Source organism: Sphingomonas sp. 22R3R2A-7, from assembly GCF_036856055.1.
Classification (GTDB): Bacteria; Pseudomonadota; Alphaproteobacteria; order Sphingomonadales; family Sphingomonadaceae; genus Sphingomonas.
Map to the genome: position 1 here is coordinate 2,346,554 of NZ_JASPFR010000001.1, position 17,618 is coordinate 2,364,171.

The following is a 17,618-nucleotide window of genomic DNA, read 5'->3' on the forward strand; positions in this document are numbered from 1 at the left end:
GGCTCTGGATCCTGGGTCGAGCCCAGGATGACGGGTAGTAGGCGCGGTTTGTCGTACTTACCGATCCATCCTAGAGGTGGCATTCATCGCGAGCGCCCCCAAATAGCGGGCAGAACCACACGGGAGTTGAACTTGGCCACGCTTGGAATGTCACCCGCCGAGAAGGACGCCGTCGAGTCGTTCCGTCGCGACGTCGTCGAACCGTCGATGACGAAGCTCGTGATCATCGATTTCTGGGCCGAATGGTGCGGGCCCTGCAAGGCGCTCGGCCCGACGCTCGAAAAGGTCGCGGCGGATTATGCCGACAAGGGCGTCGTGCTGGCGAAGGTCGATACCGACAAGAACCAGTTCATCGCCGCGCAATTCCAGATCAAGTCGATCCCGACCGTCTACGCGATGTTCCAGGGCCAGCTGGTCGCGGACATGACCAGCGCGCGCACCGATTCGCAGCTCCGCGTCATCCTCGACCAGTTGCTCAAGCAATTGCCGATCGAATCCGAGGCCAACGAGGCCGTCGCCGAGATCGAGCCGCTGATCGCGATGGGTGAAGAGGCGCTGGCGGACGGCGATGGCGAACGTGCGATCAGCATCTTCCGCCAGATCGCCGAGATGGCGCCCGATCATCCGCAGGTCCATGCCGGCTTCGTCCGCGCGCTGGTCGCGACGGGGCAGCTCGACGAGGCGGCCGACTGGCTTGCGAACCTCGATCCGGCAATCGCGAAGGATCCCGCGATCCACCGCGCACAGGCCGCCCTCGCACTCGCGCAATCGGCGCCTGCGGTCGACGACCTGTCGCCGCTGATCGCCGCGGTTCAGGCCAATCCGGACGATCTGGCCGCGCGGTTCGCGCTCGCCAACGGCCAGATGGCGGCGAACGACCGCGATGCCGCGGCGGACACCTTCCTCGGCATCATCGCCGCCGAACGCGACTGGAACGAGGGCGCGGCGCGCGCGCAGCTGCTCAAGCTGTTCGAAGTGGTCGGTCTCGAAGACCCCTGGGTCTCTGGACAGCGGCGCCGCCTGTCTGCGATCCTGTTCGGATGACAACCCGGCTCTCCATCTTCCCGCTGCCCGGCGCATTGCTGTTTCCCGGGATGCAGCTCCCGCTGCACCTGTTCGAGCCGCGCTACCGGGCGATGATCAGCGATGCGATGGCGCGCGACCGCCGGATCGGCATGATCCAGCCGCGCGGCGACGATGGAGAGCTTTACGCGATCGGCTGTGTCGGCAAGATCGCCGAGGTCGAGGCGCTCGAGGATGGCCGGTACAACGTCATCCTCGAGGGCGTGGCGCTGTTCCGCATCGTCCGCGAGCTCGACGTCAGCACTGCCTTCCGCCAGGTCGAGGCGGAGCTGTTGCCGATCATCGAGGACGACGCCTTGTCGCTCGGCCGACGCTCGTCGCTCGAGCTCGAATCGCGCCGCTTTGCCGATGTGCAGGGCTATGCGGTCGACTGGGACGCGGTCGCACGGCTCGACGATGAGAGCCTGGTCAACGGCATCGCCCAGATCGCACCGTTCGATTCCGCGGCGAAACAGGCGCTGCTCGAGGCACCCGATATCGAGACGCGTGCCGAACTGATCATCCAGCTGATGCAGTTCTTCGGGCGGCATGACGGCGACGAATCGGTGACTCTGCAGTGAGCGCGCTCGATCCCTGGCTGCTCGAGCGTCTCATCTGCCCGGCGACCCGCACGCCGCTGCGCTATGACGAGCCCGCGCAGGAGCTGATCTCCGACGCGGCGGGCCTCGCCTATCCGATCCGCGACGGCATCCCCGTCATGCTGATCGAAGAGGCGCGGCGAATCGAAGGCCCCGTCGCCGGCTGATGCCACGTGCCGACCGTCGTCTGGTCCTGCTCGGCCTGGTGTGGGCGATCGGGCTGCTGGCGTCGGGCTGGTCGCCCTTCGACCGGGCGACGTGGTGGATGGAGGTGGCGCCGGTGCTGATCGCGTTCCCGCTGCTCGTTACCACACGACGGCGGCTTGCGTTCACCGATCTCGCGCTCGTGCTGATCGGGCTGCACGGCCTCGTCCTGATGCTGGGCGGCGCCTACACCTATGCGCGCGTGCCGATCGGCTTTGCGGTCCAGGACTGGCTGCACCTCGCGCGCAATCCCTATGACCGGTTCGGGCATCTGATGCAGGGGTTCGTCCCCGCGATCGTGTTGCGTGAACTGCTGATCCGCGGCGGCGGCATCGCGCACCGGCTGCTCGCCCCCGCGGTGCTCGGCTTCTGCCTGGCGATCAGCGCGCTCTATGAACTGCTCGAATTTGGCGCCGCGATGGCGCTCGGCCAGGGGGCAGACGCGTTTCTCGGGACGCAGGGCGATCCGTGGGATACGCAGTGGGACATGCTGATGTGCCTGACCGGCGCGGCGCTCGCGCTGTTAACGCTGTCCCGCCCGCACGACCGGCAGATCGCGCGGGCGGAAGAGGATCAGATCGGCAGGCCCTGAAGCAGCTTGGGCAGGTCGCCGCTCTCGCCGCGCGCCTCCGCCATGAAGCGATCCTTTAGCGGCGCGATCGCGTCGACCGCGCTGATCCCGAACCGCCGCACCGCACTCGCCGTCTTGCCGGGAATGCCGAACAGCCGGGTCAGCGTATCGGTCGCCGCCGCGGTCATGAACGTGTCGAGCCCGCGCCAGCGCTGATAGCGGGCGAGCAACGCCGCATCGCCGAGGTCGAGCCCGAGCCGCTTGCCCTCGACCAGCACCTCGGCCAGCGTCGCGACGTCGCGGAAGCCGAGGTTGAGCCCCTGCCCCGCGATCGGGTGGATGCCGTGCGCGGCATCGCCGACCAGCGCGAGCCGCGTGTCGGTGATCCGCGCCGCATGCTGGAACCCCAGCGGATAGGATGATCGCGGCGTCAGGTTGGACAGTTCGCCAAGGAACCCGCCCATCCGCTTGGTCGCCTCCGCCAGGAACGCACGCTCGCCGAACTTCAGCATCCCCGCGGCGTTCTTGCTCTCGACCGTCCACACGATCGCGGACCGATGACCCGCATCGTCGTCCGGCAGCGGGAGGAGCGCGAACGGGCCGCTGGCATAGAAGATCTCGTAGGCGATGTTCTCGTGCGAACGCTCGTGATGGAAGGCGGCGATGATCGCGGTGTGGTCATAGGACCAGTGCGCCATCGTGATCCCCGCGGCCTCGCGTGTCGGCGACTTGCGCCCTTCCGCCGCGACCAGCAGCGGTGCGCGGATCACGTCGCCCGAATCGAGCGTCATCGTGACCCCCGCCGCGCCGCGATCGACCGAGACCGCCCGCGTCTGCATCCGCAGGTCGACATGCTCGGCAGCGGTCGCCGCGTCGAACAGCGTGCGGCGGATCAGCTTGTTCTCGTACATCGTGCCGAGCGCCCCGTCGCTCGCGTCGGGGATGAAGTCGAGCTTGCCGGGTTCGAGCCCGTCGCTCACGCGGATCTGGCGAATCGCACAACCGCGTCCCGCCAGCGTCGCGCCGACGCCGATCGCATCGAGCATCCGGTGGCTCGCGCTCGCGACCGCGGAGGCGCGACCGTCGAAACCGGGCGCCAGCGTGACCGCCGGGTCGGCCGGGTCGATCACGATCGACGACACCCCGTGCACGTCGAGCGCCACCGCGAGCGCCGCGCCGACCAGCCCGCCACCGAGAATGAGTACATCTGTGTCCATGACGCCGCTCTATCCCGCCAGCCGGTCGCTGCCAACGCCGATCGGGTGGGGCGATAACCCCGATTGTCTTCGTCAGTGCGCCATGCCGTACCGATGGACGAAACCGGCGGTCCGTCGCGCTCGCCTTGACGTCGGACCCGGGCGGCGCGATGAAAAGTCGGGTATCGGACATTGAAGGATTACGGGTCATGGCCAGCCGCGCGCAGCCAGCCTTGTGGCGTGAGACGGTAAAGGCAGGGGCGGTGCGCAGCGGCGCGCTGATCGCGGCGATCGTGATCTTCGCGTCGACCGTGCTGATGACGGTTGCGCTCGCGAGCTATCATCCCGGCGATCCGGCGCTGAATACCGCGTCGGGGGGCTACCCCGCTAATCTGATCGGGCCGCCGGGGGCGTGGTTCGCCGACATCGCGCTGTCGCTGTTCGGCCCCGTGGTCGCGCTGTTGCTGCCGGTCGGGCCGATCGTCGCGATGCGGCTATGGCGCGACCAGCCCGCCGGACGCTGGGTGCGGATGCTGCGCGGTGCGACCATCGGCGTCGCGCTGATGGCGTCCGCGCTCGCCTTCGTATCGGACGGTGCCGTGCTGGCGCTGCCCGCCGGCTGGGGCGGAGTCGTCGGCCTTGCCGCCGCCAGCAGCGTCCATTGGGCGCTCGCGTTCATCGGCGACCCCGGCATCGAACTCTGGTCTGCTCGCGCCGTCGGACTGATCGCCGCGGTCGGCGGCGCCTTGATCTGGGGCCGGAGCGTCGAGCTCGATCTGGGCGACCGCAAGTGGCGCTTCCGGCGGACGCGGACCGAGAACGGCGTGTTCGGCGACGCGGATGCGTATGACGACGATGAGCAGGACGAGGAGGAGCCGCTGACGCTGACGCGCAAGGCGGTTGCGCCGCGCGCGGTCGCCGAACCCGACACGCGTCCCGCCCCCGTGATCGCCGATCGCCAGACCGCTCCGTCGCAGGCAAAGCCCAAGGAGCGCCAGTCCTCGCTCGACCTGCGCGACAATTTCACGCTGCCGTCCGTCGACCTGCTCGTCCCCTCGCCGCCCAGCCAGGGCAACGTCGTCGACAAGGCCGGGCTCGAGCGCAACGCGCGTCTGCTCGAAAACGTGCTCGACGATTTCAAGGTGACGGGATCGATCATCGAGGTCCGGCCCGGTCCGGTCGTGACGATGTACGAACTCGAGCCCGCGCCCGGCGTGAAGGCCAGTCGCGTGATCGCGCTGGCCGACGACATCGCGCGCAACATGTCGGCGATCTCCGCACGCGTCGCGGTGATCCCGGGGCGCAACGTGATCGGCATCGAGCTGCCCAACGCACGACGCGAGGCGGTGTCGCTGCACGAACTTGTCGGCAGCCAGACGTTCGAGGACCAGTCGGCACAGCTGCCGATCATCCTCGGCAAGAACATCGCGGGCGATTCGGTGATCGCCGATCTCGCGCCGATGCCGCATCTGCTGGTCGCGGGTACGACGGGTTCGGGCAAGTCGGTCGGCCTGAACAGCATGATCCTATCGCTGCTGTACAAGCTGACGCCGACCCAGTGCCGGATGATCATGATCGATCCGAAGATGCTCGAGCTGAGCATGTACGACGACATCCCGCATCTGCTGTCGCCGGTCGTCACCGATCCCGCCAAGGCGGTGCGCGCGCTCAAATGGGCGGTCGAGACGATGGAGGATCGCTATCGCCAGATGTCGTCGGTCGGCGTGCGCAGCCTGGCGAGCTTCAACGACAAGGTGCGCGCCGCCAAGACCAAGGGGCAGCCGCTGGGTCGCAAGGTCCAGACCGGCTATCATCCCGACACCGGTGCGCCGATGTACGAGGAAGAGAAGCTCGAATACGACGTGCTGCCGCAGATCGTGGTGATCGTCGACGAGCTCGCCGATCTGATGATGACCGCGGGCAAGGAGGTCGAGTTCCTCATCCAGCGGCTCGCGCAGAAGGCACGCGCGGCGGGTATCCACCTGATCATGGCGACGCAGCGGCCGTCGGTCGACGTCATCACCGGCGTCATCAAGGCCAATCTGCCGACGCGGATCAGCTTCCACGTCACGTCGAAGATCGATTCTGCGCACCATCCTCGGCGAACAGGGCGCCGAACAGCTGCTCGGTCGTGGCGACATGCTGTACATGCCCGGCGGCAAGGGCATCGTCCGCGTCCACGGGCCGTTCGTCAGCGACGACGAGGTCCGCGCGGTCGCGGATCACTGGCGCGCGCAGGGGCTGCCCGACTATATCTCGTCGGTTACCGAGGAGCCCGAGGACGGCTTTGCGCTCGAAGGCGCACCGACTGGTGAGGATTCGGCGGAGGATCAGCAATATCGGTCCGCGATCCAGCTCGTGTGCGAATCGCAGAAGGCCTCCACCTCGTGGCTGCAGCGCCAGCTGCGGATCGGGTATAATTCGGCCGCGCGGCTGATCGAGCGGATGGAAAAGGACGGCATCGTCGGGCGGCCCGATCATGTCGGGCGACGCGAAGTGCTGCGCGATACCGAGGGGCATGCGATCTAGCGGTCCACCACCGATCCTCCCCCGGCCGGGGGAGGATTTGCCGGCCCCGCGGCCGGCTCGCCGCGTCCGGGCGTGACGGAGGCTTTCGGACGGTCGCAGCCTGATCTACGGGGCTGTGACAAGTGACTGAAACAGGCGGACTTAATGCAGTATCGGTGGTTGGGTGCGGCGGCGCTGGCGCTCGCGATATCCGCGCAGGGTTCGGCGCAGGACACCGTCAAACAGACCCCCGGTAGCCGCACCACCGACACGCAGCATCGTCCTCGCGCGGGCGTTCGTCGCGACAGCGATCTCTCCCCGTCGGCACTGACCGCCGATACGCAGCGTACCCCGCCGCCCGGGCTGTTCGCCGACTGGTTCGATATCCGCAAAAGGCTGGCGGATCGCGGGATCGGGCTCAGCGCGCGCTATGCCTCCGAGAGCGGCTATAATTTTTCGGGCGGGGACCGGAAGCTGCTGCGCGAGACCGGACAGTTCGACGTTGGCATGCTGCTCGATCTCGACAAGGTAGCTGGGCTCCAGGGCGGGGCGTTCCAGGCGACCATCACCTATCGCCGGGGCCGCGATCTCGGCGCCGACGCCAATCTCGGCGTGCTGCAACAGGTGCAGGAGGTGTATGGCCGCGGCCAGACGTTGCGCCTGACGCAGTTCTGGTACGAGCAGAAACTGGGGGAGACGCTCGAACTGAAGATCGGGCGGACCAATCCCGGCGAGGATTTCGCGGTCTTCTCCTGCTATTTCCAGAATCTGAGTTTCTGCGGCGCGCAGCCCGGCAATCTGGTCGGCGATTACTGGTATAACTGGCCCGTCGGGCAATGGGGCGCGCGGCTGCGCTACGACCTCAACGACCGGCTGACGCTGAAGACCGCCGCCTATGAGGTGAACCCACGCAATCTCGAAAGGGACTTCGTGATCGGCCGGTTCCACGGCGCGACCGGCGTGCTCGTGCCGATCGAAGCCGAATGGCGGCGCGGCGATGACGATGGCCGCGTCGGCGCGTACAAGGTCGGCGGCTGGATCAACACGTCGAACGGCGACGATGTGTTCTACGACCGCAATCGACAGCCGATCGTGATCACCGGGCTCGAACCGCTTCGGCGCAGCGCGCGCTACGGTGTGTTTTTCAACCTCCAGCAACAGCTCACGGGCACCTCGAAGGACGGCAAGTCCGTTACCGGGCTCAGCGTGTTCCTCAACGCGACGCAGGCCGATCGGCAGACCTCGGTGACCGACAACCAGGTCGCGGCGGGCCTGTTCTACAAGGGGCTCGTGCCGTGGCGGCCCGGCGATATCCTCGGCGTCGGCGTCGCGCGGACCAATGTGAACGGGCGCGTCGCGAAGGGGCAGGCACGCGATCCGACCCGGCCGGCGGTGCAGGATGCGGAATATGCGTCGGAAATCTATTACAGCGTGCATCCGACCAGGTGGCTGGAGTTGCGGCCGAACGTGCAGCTCATCCACAATCCGGGCGGCGTGCAGGATGCCCGCGATGTCGGCGTGCTCGGGTTGAAGGGTGCGATCACGCTGTAGGGGAGTCGGTCTTTCCCCTCCCGTCATCCTGACGGGGACTGTGCTGTCGGACGCGCATTCAATACTGAACCCGCGCCGAATTCAGTGGCGGTTCAAGCGCGGGCCGGCAATCGTCCCCGACCCAAGGAGATTTCGATGTTCAACACCCGCCCTGCAGCGATCGCGACGATCGCCGCCCTTTCGGTCGCAGCGATGCCGGCCCCGCTCGCCGCACAGGCGACCGGCGACCTCGCCGCCGTCCAGCGTCATCTTCAGTCGGTCAACACGATGACCGCCGACTTTTCCCAGGCGGATCGCAACGGCAAGGTCCTGACCGGCGTGCTGACGCTCAAGAAGCCCGGCAAGCTCCGCTTCCAGTATGAAAAGGGAGTGCCGATCCTGATCGTCGCGGAGGGCGGCGCGCTGACCTTCATCGACTATTCGGTCAAGCAGGTGCAGCGCTGGCCGATCAAGAATTCGCCGCTCGGCGTACTGCTCGATCCGTCGCGCGACATCACGCGCTATGCCAAGCTGGTCGAGGGCTATGATCGCCGCGTCGTATCGGTCGAGGCGAACGATCCGAAGCACCCCGAATATGGCCGCATCACGCTGGTGTTCGCGCGCGATCCCGCCGCGCCGGGTGGGCTGATGCTGCAGGGCTGGGTTGCGCTCGACAGCCAGAACAACCGCACGACGATTCGTCTGTCGAACCAGAAGTTCGGCGGCACCGTCAGCGATAGCGTCTTCCGCTGGAACGATCCCCGCCGAACGGCGTCGCCGCGCTGACACAAATCACACTTCGCGCCCGGACGGGCCCAGTCCAGGCTGGTGAATGCGTAAGCTGAACAAAAGCTACACTTTCATTCATCGGCCCGACAGGTTGAGGCCGCTAGAGGGTGGCTCGCGGATGTGGGTCGTTCGGGATTTTTCCCCCTGTTGCCCGGACGGTGTTTCCACATCCCGCCTGCGTGACGAACGCTGAGTCGGCCCTCGCTCCATGCCCCCGGAGCGGGGGTCTTTTCATATGAGGGCACGGGCCCTCCCGGCGGCGTATATCTTGCGCCGCGGCCCCCGCTGGCTTGTCCGCCCTTTGGTCCAACGCTACATCGCCTGCGTGAAGATCGTCTCCTGGAACATCAACTCGGTCCGTTTCCGGATCGGTATCGTCGAGCAATTTCTCCGCGAGGCCGCGCCCGACATCCTGTGCCTGCAGGAAACGAAGGTCATCAACGGCGACTTCCCGCTCGATGCGTTCCGTGCGCTCGGATACGAGCACATCGTCCTGCACGGGCAACGGATGCATCACGGCGTCGCGATCATCAGCCGCGTACCGATCACGGCCGACGACCGTCTCGACTGGCAGGCCAATAGCGAGGCGCGCCATGTCGGCGTCCGTCTCGAAAACGGCGTCCGTCTCGAAAACGTCTATATTCCCGCTGGCGGGGACGTTCCGGATCGCGAGGCGAACCCCAAATTCGGGCAGAAACTCGATTTCGTCGAGCGGATGACACAGTGGTCGGCGACGCTTTCGGGGCCGACGATCCTGGTCGGGGACTTCAATATCGCACCGCTCGAGTCGGACGTCTGGAGCCACAAGCAGTTGCTCGACGTCGTCAGTCACACGCCGGTTGAGGTGGAGGCGCTCGCGCGCTTGCAGGCAGCCGGAAACTGGGTCGATCTCGGCCGTCAATTCCATCCCGCACCGGCACGGCTGTTCACCTGGTGGAGCTACCGCGCAAAGGACTGGGCAGCCTCGGATCGCGGCAGGCGGCTCGATCATATGTGGGCTACGGGCGATGCCGCCGCTGCGGCGACAGCGCATCAGGTGTTCGAACCCTGCCGAAGCTGGCTGAAGCCGTCCGATCACGTTCCGATCATGACCGAGTTCGCGTTTTGAGCGCGCCCGCCGGTCTGCGCAAACCGTGACGATCGCGCCGCGCGATTCCGATCCAGCCGGCGCCAATCCTCGCGCGGCCGCCCGCGCAGTGGATGCGCTGCGTCGCGGCTGGCCGATCGCGATCGACGGGCTGACGCTTCTTGCCGTCGAAAGCGCCGATGCGGATCGGCTGGCGGCGTTCGATCCGTCGGAGACCGGCGGCGTGCTGATATCGTCGGGGCGCGCGGTCACGCTCAAGCTCGCCAACCAGCTCGACGCCGCGGACCCGACCACCCCCGTGCTGGTCGATCGTGCGCCATGGATCGACTTTGCCGCCGCGACCGCGCTCGCGGATCCGCAGTTCGATCTTGCGACACCGCTGAAGGGCCCGTTCCGTACCCTGCCGGTCCCGCACCCGGACGCCGCCACCGCGGCCTTGCGGCTTGCCCGGATCGCCGGTCTGCTGCCCGCGTTCTTCCTGGGCACGGGTACGCCGGAAGCGATCGCGACGACGCGCGACATCGACGCGCATGAGGACGCGACCCGGCTCGTCATCGCGACGCGCGCGCGACTGCCGGTGGAGGGTGCCGAGGATGCGGAGATCGTCGCGTTCCGATCGCCCGAAAGCGCCGACGAGCATATCGCGCTGCTGATCGGTCAGCCCAATGGCCAGCCGCCGCTTGTCCGCCTCCACAGCGAATGCCTGACGGGCGACGTGCTCGGCAGCCTCAAATGCGACTGCGGCCCACAGCTTCACGCGGCGATCGACGCGATCCGGCAAAGCGGCTGGGGCATATTGCTCTATCTGCGCCAGGAGGGGCGTGGCATCGGACTGGTCAACAAGCTGCGCGCCTATGCGCTGCAGGACCAGGGGTTCGATACGGTCGATGCCAACACGCGGCTCGGTTTCGCGATCGATGCGCGCGATTTCGGCGTCGCCGCGCGGATGCTGACGCTGTTGTCGCAGGATCAGGTCCGGCTGCTCACGAACAACCCCGCCAAGGTCCTCGGGCTCGAGGCGAGCGGCGTGCGGGTGGCAGAACGTGTCCCGCACGCGCTTCCCGCCAATCCGCACAACAGCCGGTATCTCGCGACCAAGCGCGATCGTACCGGACACCAGCTTTGAGCGACATTCCACCGTCGCGGCGGCTGATCGTCGTCTTCGGCGCCGCGGTCCGGCCCGACGGGAACCCGAGCCCCACGCTCGCGCGCCGGATCGCGTTCGCCGCCGCCGCCGCTGCGCGCTATACCGAAGCCGAACTCTTCTGCTCGGGCGCAAAGGGCGATCACGGTCCGTCCGAAGCCTCGGTCATGGCCGGGCTGTTGTCCGAAACCGTCGATCCGTCGCGCATCCACCTCGACGAGAAGAGCGTCGATACGCTGCAGAGCGTGATCGCCGCGACGCGGTTCGCCCGCGCGGGCCGGTACGCGCAGTGCATGATCTGTACCGACGGCTATCATCAGCCGCGCATCCGGATGCTGTTTGCGATGCTCGGCATGCCCGCAACCGCGATCCACGTGCCGCACGGCGGCAGTCGTCGCTACCAGATCAAGATGCGTACGCGCGAGGCCGCCGCGATACCCTATGATCTCGTCGCCGGCATCGGTGCGATCCTGCGCAGGCGACGGCACTGATCGCGCCGCGGACGCCGCCGATCTAGGCCATCAACCGGGCGACCGCGTCGAAATCTTCCGCGAGCGCATCGACGCCGATCGCCTTCAGCCGATCACCATGCCCTGCCCCGCAATGCGTGCCTGCGGACAAGCCGATGACATAGCCACCCGAGGCTACCGCGCCCGTCGCGCCGACGGGCGAGTCCTCGAGGATCGCGGTGCGCGTGATGTCGACGCCCAGTCTCTGCGCACCGAACAGATAGAGATCGGGTGCGGGCTTGCCGTGCTCGACATGCTCGCGACCGCTGTAGAGATGGTCGCCGAACGCATCGCGCAGGCCGATATGATCGAGATGCCGCGCGATCCAGCGCGTCGGGCTCGACGACACGATCGCCTTCGGCAAATCCTTTGGCAGCGACCGGACGAACGCGACCGCGCCCGCGATCGCATCGATCCCCGCCGCCATCACGCGATCGTCCTCGGCCTTGCGCGCGGCGTAGAAATCGTCGGGAAGCGGCCGGTCGATCCAGCGTTCGACCGCGTCGACGAACTGCGGTCCGGCCAGCCCCATGAAATTGGCCATCGAGATCGGCTGCCGTCGTCGGATGCCCGGCCGCGGTCAGCCATTCGGCGATGTGGCGATTGCCGATCGCCTCGCTGTCGATCAGAACCCCGTCGAAATCGAACAGCAGCGCGTCGAAGCGGACCGACGCCATCATGCCCGGGTCCCGCGCGCGCCGAACAGCGCGCTGCCGATCCGGACATGAGTCGCGCCGATCGTGACCGCGGTCTCGAAATCGTCGGACATGCCCATGCTGAGCCCGGTCAGGCCATGATCGCGTGCCAGCTTGGCGAGCAGCGCGAAATACGGCGCCGGCTCGACATCAGCGGGCGGCAGGCACATCAACCCCGCGACCGGAAGCCCCGCCGTGCGCGCCGCCTCCAGCAGAGCGGGCAATTCGGCAATCGCGCAGCCCCCTTTTGCGGCTCGTCGCCGATATTGACCTGAAGGAAACACTCGGGCCGACGTCCGCTCTCGTCCATCGCCTTCCCGAGCGCCTTGACCAGCGACGGCCGATCGACGGCGTGGATCGAGTCGAACAGCGCAACCGCATCGGCGGCCTTGTTCGACTGCAGCTGCCCGATCAGATGCAACGCGACGTCCGGATAACGCTCGCGCAGCGCTGGCCATTTCTCGGCAGCCTCCTGCACGCGGTTCTCGCCAAACACACGCTGGCCCTGTTCCAGCAGAGGCTCGATCGCCTCGACCGGATGCGTCTTCGATACCGCGATCAGCGTCACCTCCGCGGGTTTTCGCCCGGCAATCGCCGCCGCCCTCGCGATCCGGTCGCGGATCGCGGCGAGCGGTGTCACGGCGTGGGGGGCAAGATCTGCGGTCGAATTCATCTCTGTCATGATGCGCGCTATAGGCAGCGAAATGCGGCGCCGAAACCCTGTCCCACGTCAGTGGCTGATGACCGACGAGCGAATGGGCGACGCGCTATGGCGTGCGCTGCGGCGCCTGCCGCCGGGATCGGGTGTCGTGTTCCGCCATTATGCAACCCCGCCGGCGGAACGTCGTACCCTGGGACTGGCGATTCGCAGGATAGCGCATGCGCGGGGACTGGTGCTGGTCTCGGCTGGCGCGATGCCGGGTATCGATGCTCGGCACGGTGGACATCGGCCAAAACCGTCTGCTCTGTTCACCAGGGCCGTGCACGACCGGCGAGAGGCGCAAGCCGCCGCGATCGCGAAAGCCGATGCGGTGTTCGTGTCGCCGGTCTATCCGACACGCTCGCATCCCGGCGCCCCGGCGATCGGGCCGGCCAAGGCCCGTCGTATCGGCCGTGCCGCCGGCGCGCCGATGATCGCGCTCGGTGGCGTGACCCGAGTACGGTGGCGGAAATTACGGTTGATCGGCTTTTACGGCTGGGCCGCGATCGATGGCTGGCAGTGATCGCGGGATAAGACGCTCTGCCCATGACGGGCACGCGCTCAGAAGCGGAACGCGGTACCGAGATAGACCGCCTGGCTGTCGCGGCGGTCGTCGTCGAGACGCACAAACCGCTCACGATCCGACCGATAGCGAACACCGGCGGTGACATCTATGTTGCGCGTCAGCGAATAGGATCCGCCGAGATCGACCGAATAGCTCGGCATGTCCTCGACGAGCCGCGGCGTGTTAGCCATCGGCCGGTCGGCCGCCGCCTTCACGCTGCCGGTGAAGCGCTTGCCGGCATAGCTGACCGCAAGATCGGCCGAACTGCGGCTGCCCGGCATGCCCGCCAGATCGATCTTTGCAAGATCGCCCGAAACCGCGAACCGCTTCCACCCGACCGACATGCCAAGATTATAGGCGATCGGCGCGAGCCCGACGGTCGGCGCGCTGCTGGTCGCAAGATGCGTGGTATCGATACCGCGGTTCGTCTGCGCGCGTACCGCGACGGTTACCGCACGGTTGTCGCGGCGAGTCTCGGCTGGCGTGAACCGGAAGCTGCCGGCATCGAAGCCGCCACGCGCGAACAGGGCAGCGAGCCGCGGATCGGCCGCCGATGGCGTGAACGACCCCGTCCCGCGAACCGCGAGCGGCGGACGCTTGGCGATCCGGACCTGCTGTTCGGACGCGCCGAACGCGGGCGCGACGAAAGCCGCGGCGGTCGCAACCACCCCAGCAAGCATCCCGACCATCACGCGTTTGGCGACCAACACCACGACTCCCTGCGAATATTTTATAAATGACCCTGTTACGAGTCTTTCGCTGAACGGCGCCTAACACGGTTTGATCCCCGTCAGCCATCCACACCCGGCAATTCTCCGCAGGTGTTGCATTAGGCACACAGCCGCCCGCGCCCGGCCCGATCGGCCACGCCGCCTTCCCCCTGGCCAATGCGCGCTCCGAACGCGCGCGCACATCAGGACGCACGACGACCGGGATCGTCCGCGGCGATCCTTGCGGGTCGGGGGTCGCCCCTGTAGAGGCTGGACACATTTTATTGCCAGGATGATGCCGATGTTCCGCCCGCGTACCGCCCTCGTGGTTCTCGCCGCTCTGCCGCTGGTCGCGTGCGGCGGCGGCAGCGCCCGTCCCAAGGCCGATCTGGCCGCCTCCAAGATCACCACGATCGGCGTCAACAGCTATCTCTGGCGCGCGTCGCTCGACACGCTCAGCTTCATGCCGCTGCTCCAGACCGACTCGAACGGCGGCGTCATCGTCACCGACTGGTACGTCAATCCGCAGACCCCGTCCGAGCGGATGAAGGTAACGGTATCAATCCTCGACCAGGATCTGCGCGCGGATGCGCTGCGGATCGCCGCACTGCGCGAGATCAACCGCAACGGCCAGTGGGTGTCCGCGCCCGTGCAGGCTGCGACCACGCAGAAGCTTGAGGACATCATCCTGACCAAGGCCCGCGACCTGCGTCGCGCCTCGATCGCGGGCTGAGGACGACATCATGGCGTCGCGTTTCAATGCGTTGAAGGCGGACGCGGCGTGGCAGAAGGTCTGGGACGAACGCAACACGTTCGCCGCCGACGATTCTTCGACCAAGCCGCGCTCGTACGTGCTCGAGATGTTCCCCTATCCGTCGGGGCGCATCCATATGGGGCATGTCCGGAACTATACGATGGGCGACGTACTCGCGCGGTTCCGTCGGATGAAGGGCATGGAAGTGCTCCATCCGATGGGCTGGGACGCGTTCGGCATGCCCGCCGAGAATGCGGCGATGGAAAAGGGCGTGCATCCGGGCAACTGGACGCGCGCCAACATCGCGACGATGAAGGCGCAGCTGAAGCGCCTCGGCTTCGCGCTCGACTGGACGCGCGAACTGGCGACGTGCGAGCCCGACTATTACGGGCACGAACAGGCGCTGTTCCTCGACCTGTTCGCGGCGGGGCTCGTCTACCGCAAGGAATCGGCGGTCAACTGGGATCCGGTCGACATGACCGTGCTCGCCAACGAGCAGGTGATCGACGGGCGCGGCTGGCGCTCGGGTGCGCTGGTCGAGCGGCGCAAGCTGTCGCAGTGGTTCCTCAAGATCACCGACTTTGCCGACGAGCTGGTCGACGGTCTCGGCGCGCTCGAGCATTGGCCCGACAAGGTCAAGCTGATGCAGGAGAACTGGATCGGCCGCAGCCAGGGGTTGCAGTTCAAGTTCGCGCTCGCGGGCAATGCAACCGGGATCGACTCGGTCGAGGTGTTCACGACTCGCCCCGACACGATGTTCGGATCGAGCTTCGTCGCGGTCGCTGCGGATCATCCGATCGCGCGCGCGATCGCCGAGACGAACCCCGATGCGGCTGCGTTCATCGAACTCTGCAAGCGTGGCGGGACCACCGCCGCCGAGCTCGATACGCAAGAGAAGTTGGGCTTCGACACCGGTATCCGCGCGACGCATCCGCTTGATAAGACGTGGGAACTCCCCGTCTACATCGCGAACTTCGTGCTGATGGAATACGGCACGGGCGCGGTGTTCGGCGTGCCCGCGCATGATCAGCGCGATCTCGATTTCGCGCGCAAATACGATCTGCCCGTCAAGCGCGTCGTCAGCGAAGGCGATGACGAGGCCCCCGTGTTCGTCGGCGACGCCGCCTGGACGGGCGCCGGCACCATCGTGAACTCGCACTTCCTCGACGGCATGGACATCGAGGACGCCAAGCGCGTCGTGATCGAGCGCGCCGAGGGCGAAGGCTGGGGCAAGGGCACGACCGTGTTCCGGCTGCGCGACTGGGGCGTCAGCCGCCAGCGGTATTGGGGCACGCCGATCCCGATCATCCACTGCGACGCGTGCGGCGCGGTGCCGGTGCCCAAGGACCAGCTGCCGATCGTGCTGCCCGAGGACGTCAGCTTCGACATCCCCGGCAACCCGCTCGATCGCCACCCGACGTGGAAGCATGTCCCCTGCCCCAGCTGCGGCGGGAATGCGCGGCGCGAGACCGACACGCTCGACACGTTCGTCGATCTGTCGTGGTATTTCATCCGCTTCGCCAGCCAGCCGGACGCCAAGCCGTTCGATCGGTCGGACGCGGAGAAGTGGCTGCCGGTCAACCAGTATATCGGCGGCGTCGAGCATGCGATCCTGCACCTGCTCTACGCGCGCTTCTGGACGCGCGCGCTGAAACATATCGGCATGCTCGACATCGCCGAGCCGTTTGCCGGGCTGTTCACGCAGGGCATGGTCACGCACGAGACGTACAAGTCCGCAGACGGCCGCTGGCTCGGCCCCGACGACGTGCGCGACGGCATCGAGATCGCGACGGGTGATGCGATCACCGTCGGTCGCGTCGAGAAGATGTCGAAGTCGAAGAAGAACACCGTCGATCCCGAGCCGATCGTCGACCAGTATGGCGCCGACGCGGTGCGCTGGTTCGTGCTCTCCGACTCGCCCCCGAGCGTGATCTGCCCTGGAGCGAATCGGGTATCGAAGGCGCGTGGCGGTTCGTCCAGCGTCTCTGGCGTCTGATCGAAGCCGACGATGCCGCCAAAGCCGAGGGCGACGACATCGCACTGCGCAAGCTCTGCCACCGCACGACAGTCGGAATCGAAAGCGATATCAATGCCTTGCAGTTCAATAAGGCGGTCGCTCGGCTCTATTCCTTGTGCAGCGCGATCGAGAAGGCACCGCCCTCCGCTGACCGCGAACAGGCGATCCGCACGTTGCTGCTGCTCGTCAGCCCGATGGTGCCGCACGTCGCCGAGGAAGCCTGGGCAACCGCGGGCAACGACGGCCTGATCGCCGACGCTGCGTGGCCCGCGGTCGATCCGGCGCTGCTCGTCGATGACGAGGTCACCATTGCGGTGCAGGTCAACGGCAAGCTGCGCGACACGTTGGTGTTCCCCAAGGGCGCGCCGAAGGACGAGGTCGAAGCCGCTGCGCTTGCCTCGGAGAAGATCGTCCGCCTGCTCGAGGGCAAGCCGCCCCGGAAAGTGATCGTCGTGCCCGACCGTCTCGTGAACATCGTCGCATGACACGGCTGCGTATCCTCGCCGGTGCGCTGATGCTGCCCGTCACGCTCGCCGGCTGCGGGCTGCAGCCCTTGTATTCGGGCGGCAGCACGGGCGCGGTCGCAGGCGCGCTCGGACAGGTCGAGATCGCGCCGATCGAGGGCAAGGCGGGCTGGCTGATGGCAACCGCACTCCGCGACCGCATGCCGTCGAACGGGAGCGCGCCGCTGTACCGCGTCGACATTCGGCTCGACGACCAGATCAGTGGTCTGGGCGTGCGGCGCGACGACAGCGTCTCGCGCGAACGCCGCGTCCTGCGTGCACGCTATCAGCTCGTCCGCATCGGCGACGGATCGGTGCTGCTCGACGCGACCGCGGGGTCCGACGCCGGCATCGACGTCGTTCGATCCGAATATGCGACGATCGCCGCGGAAAACACCGCGCTCGAACGGCTGTCGGCGATCGTCGCAGACCAGATCGTCGCGCGTATTGCGCTCTATGCCCGACGAACCCCGGC

At 67.1% G+C, this 17,618-nt stretch carries 13 protein-coding genes and 5 pseudogenes; 14 read left to right on the plus strand and 4 right to left on the minus strand.

Annotated elements, in window-relative coordinates:
• The first annotated feature begins 147 nt into the window (after positions 1-147).
• Genes QP165_RS11140 through QP165_RS11155 form a run of 4 tightly spaced genes read left to right on the plus strand, consistent with a single transcriptional unit; the run spans position 148 to position 2,457 of the window.
• The gene (locus QP165_RS11140; RefSeq protein WP_333997007.1) at positions 148-1,044 is read left to right on the plus strand and encodes a tetratricopeptide repeat protein; all 897 of its coding nucleotides are present in this window, start codon (positions 148-150) and stop codon (positions 1,042-1,044) included.
• Entirely contained in the window at positions 1,041-1,643 is a 603-nt protein-coding gene (locus QP165_RS11145) for an LON peptidase substrate-binding domain-containing protein (RefSeq protein WP_333995734.1), read from the plus strand. Before QP165_RS11140 ends, QP165_RS11145 begins: the two co-directional genes overlap by 4 nt.
• Entirely contained in the window at positions 1,640-1,828 is a 189-nt protein-coding gene (locus tag QP165_RS11150; protein WP_333995736.1) for a Trm112 family protein, read from the plus strand. The genes QP165_RS11145 and QP165_RS11150 overlap by 4 nt, the downstream gene beginning before the upstream one ends.
• Complete coding sequence (locus tag QP165_RS11155) at positions 1,828-2,457, plus strand: DUF2238 domain-containing protein (protein ID WP_333995738.1); 630 nt, start codon at positions 1,828-1,830, stop codon at positions 2,455-2,457. Before QP165_RS11150 ends, QP165_RS11155 begins: the two co-directional genes overlap by 1 nt.
• On the opposite strand, the gene QP165_RS11160 is transcribed toward QP165_RS11155, so the two are convergent.
• Positions 2,439-3,653 (minus strand): UbiH/UbiF/VisC/COQ6 family ubiquinone biosynthesis hydroxylase, encoded by a 1,215-nt coding sequence (locus QP165_RS11160; RefSeq protein WP_333995739.1) that lies wholly within the window; start codon positions 3,651-3,653, stop codon positions 2,439-2,441. The two genes, QP165_RS11155 and QP165_RS11160, sit on opposite strands and share 19 nt — an antisense overlap.
• Positions 3,654-3,841: 188 nt before the next feature.
• On the opposite strand from QP165_RS11160, the pseudogene QP165_RS11165 reads away from it, so the two are divergent.
• The 6 genes and pseudogenes from QP165_RS11165 to QP165_RS11190 all read left to right on the plus strand — a co-directional run bounded on the left by QP165_RS11165 (position 3,842) and on the right by QP165_RS11190 (position 11,181).
• Positions 3,842-6,161, plus strand: a pseudogene (locus QP165_RS11165) (DNA translocase FtsK).
• Positions 6,162-6,305: 144 nt separating this feature from the next.
• On the plus strand, positions 6,306-7,691 hold the full coding sequence (locus QP165_RS11170) for a carbohydrate porin (protein WP_333995741.1): 1,386 nt from the start codon (positions 6,306-6,308) through the stop codon (positions 7,689-7,691).
• A 135-nt stretch (positions 7,692-7,826) separates the two neighbouring features.
• Positions 7,827-8,456, plus strand: a complete 630-nt coding sequence (locus QP165_RS11175; RefSeq protein WP_056018264.1) for a LolA family protein — start codon at positions 7,827-7,829, stop codon at positions 8,454-8,456.
• Positions 8,457-8,784: 328 nt separating this feature from the next.
• Positions 8,785-9,567, plus strand: coding sequence for an exodeoxyribonuclease III (locus QP165_RS11180; RefSeq protein ID WP_333995744.1), 783 nt, complete (start codon positions 8,785-8,787; stop codon positions 9,565-9,567).
• Between the two features lie 25 nt (positions 9,568-9,592).
• Positions 9,593-10,672 carry a GTP cyclohydrolase II gene (gene ribA, locus QP165_RS11185; protein ID WP_333995745.1) on the plus strand — a complete coding sequence of 360 codons (1,080 nt, stop codon included), beginning with the start codon at positions 9,593-9,595 and terminating at the stop codon, positions 10,670-10,672.
• Positions 10,669-11,181 (plus strand): YdcF family protein, encoded by a 513-nt coding sequence (locus QP165_RS11190; protein ID WP_333995746.1) that lies wholly within the window; start codon positions 10,669-10,671, stop codon positions 11,179-11,181. The genes ribA and QP165_RS11190 overlap by 4 nt, the downstream gene beginning before the upstream one ends.
• A gap of 22 nt (positions 11,182-11,203) precedes the next feature.
• Here QP165_RS11190 and QP165_RS11195 read toward each other — a convergent pair.
• A pseudogene (locus QP165_RS11195) lies at positions 11,204-11,876 on the minus strand (HAD family hydrolase).
• A pseudogene (locus QP165_RS11200) lies at positions 11,876-12,567 on the minus strand (YggS family pyridoxal phosphate-dependent enzyme). The pseudogenes QP165_RS11195 and QP165_RS11200 overlap by 1 nt, the downstream one beginning before the upstream one ends.
• A 67-nt stretch (positions 12,568-12,634) precedes the next feature.
• On the opposite strand from QP165_RS11200, the gene QP165_RS11205 reads away from it, so the two are divergent.
• Positions 12,635-13,117, plus strand: coding sequence for a thiamine phosphate synthase (locus QP165_RS11205; RefSeq protein ID WP_333995747.1), 483 nt, complete (start codon positions 12,635-12,637; stop codon positions 13,115-13,117).
• A gap of 38 nt (positions 13,118-13,155) precedes the next feature.
• On the opposite strand, the gene QP165_RS11210 is transcribed toward QP165_RS11205, so the two are convergent.
• Positions 13,156-13,869 (minus strand): hypothetical protein, encoded by a 714-nt coding sequence (locus QP165_RS11210; RefSeq protein WP_235532265.1) that lies wholly within the window; start codon positions 13,867-13,869, stop codon positions 13,156-13,158.
• Between the two features lie 301 nt (positions 13,870-14,170).
• Here QP165_RS11210 and QP165_RS11215 point away from each other — a divergent pair, with 301 nt between their 5' ends.
• From QP165_RS11215 to lptE, 3 genes and pseudogenes are all read left to right on the plus strand, one after another.
• Positions 14,171-14,602 carry a DUF3576 domain-containing protein gene (locus QP165_RS11215; protein ID WP_056019170.1) on the plus strand — a complete coding sequence of 144 codons (432 nt, stop codon included), beginning with the start codon at positions 14,171-14,173 and terminating at the stop codon, positions 14,600-14,602.
• Positions 14,603-14,612: 10 nt separating this feature from the next.
• Positions 14,613-17,125: pseudogene (gene leuS / locus QP165_RS11220) on the plus strand (leucine--tRNA ligase).
• Positions 17,122-17,613: pseudogene (gene lptE / locus QP165_RS11225) on the plus strand (LPS assembly lipoprotein LptE); the annotation flags it as partial. The pseudogenes leuS and lptE, both read left to right, overlap by 4 nt.
• Positions 17,614-17,618 lie beyond the last annotated feature (5 nt).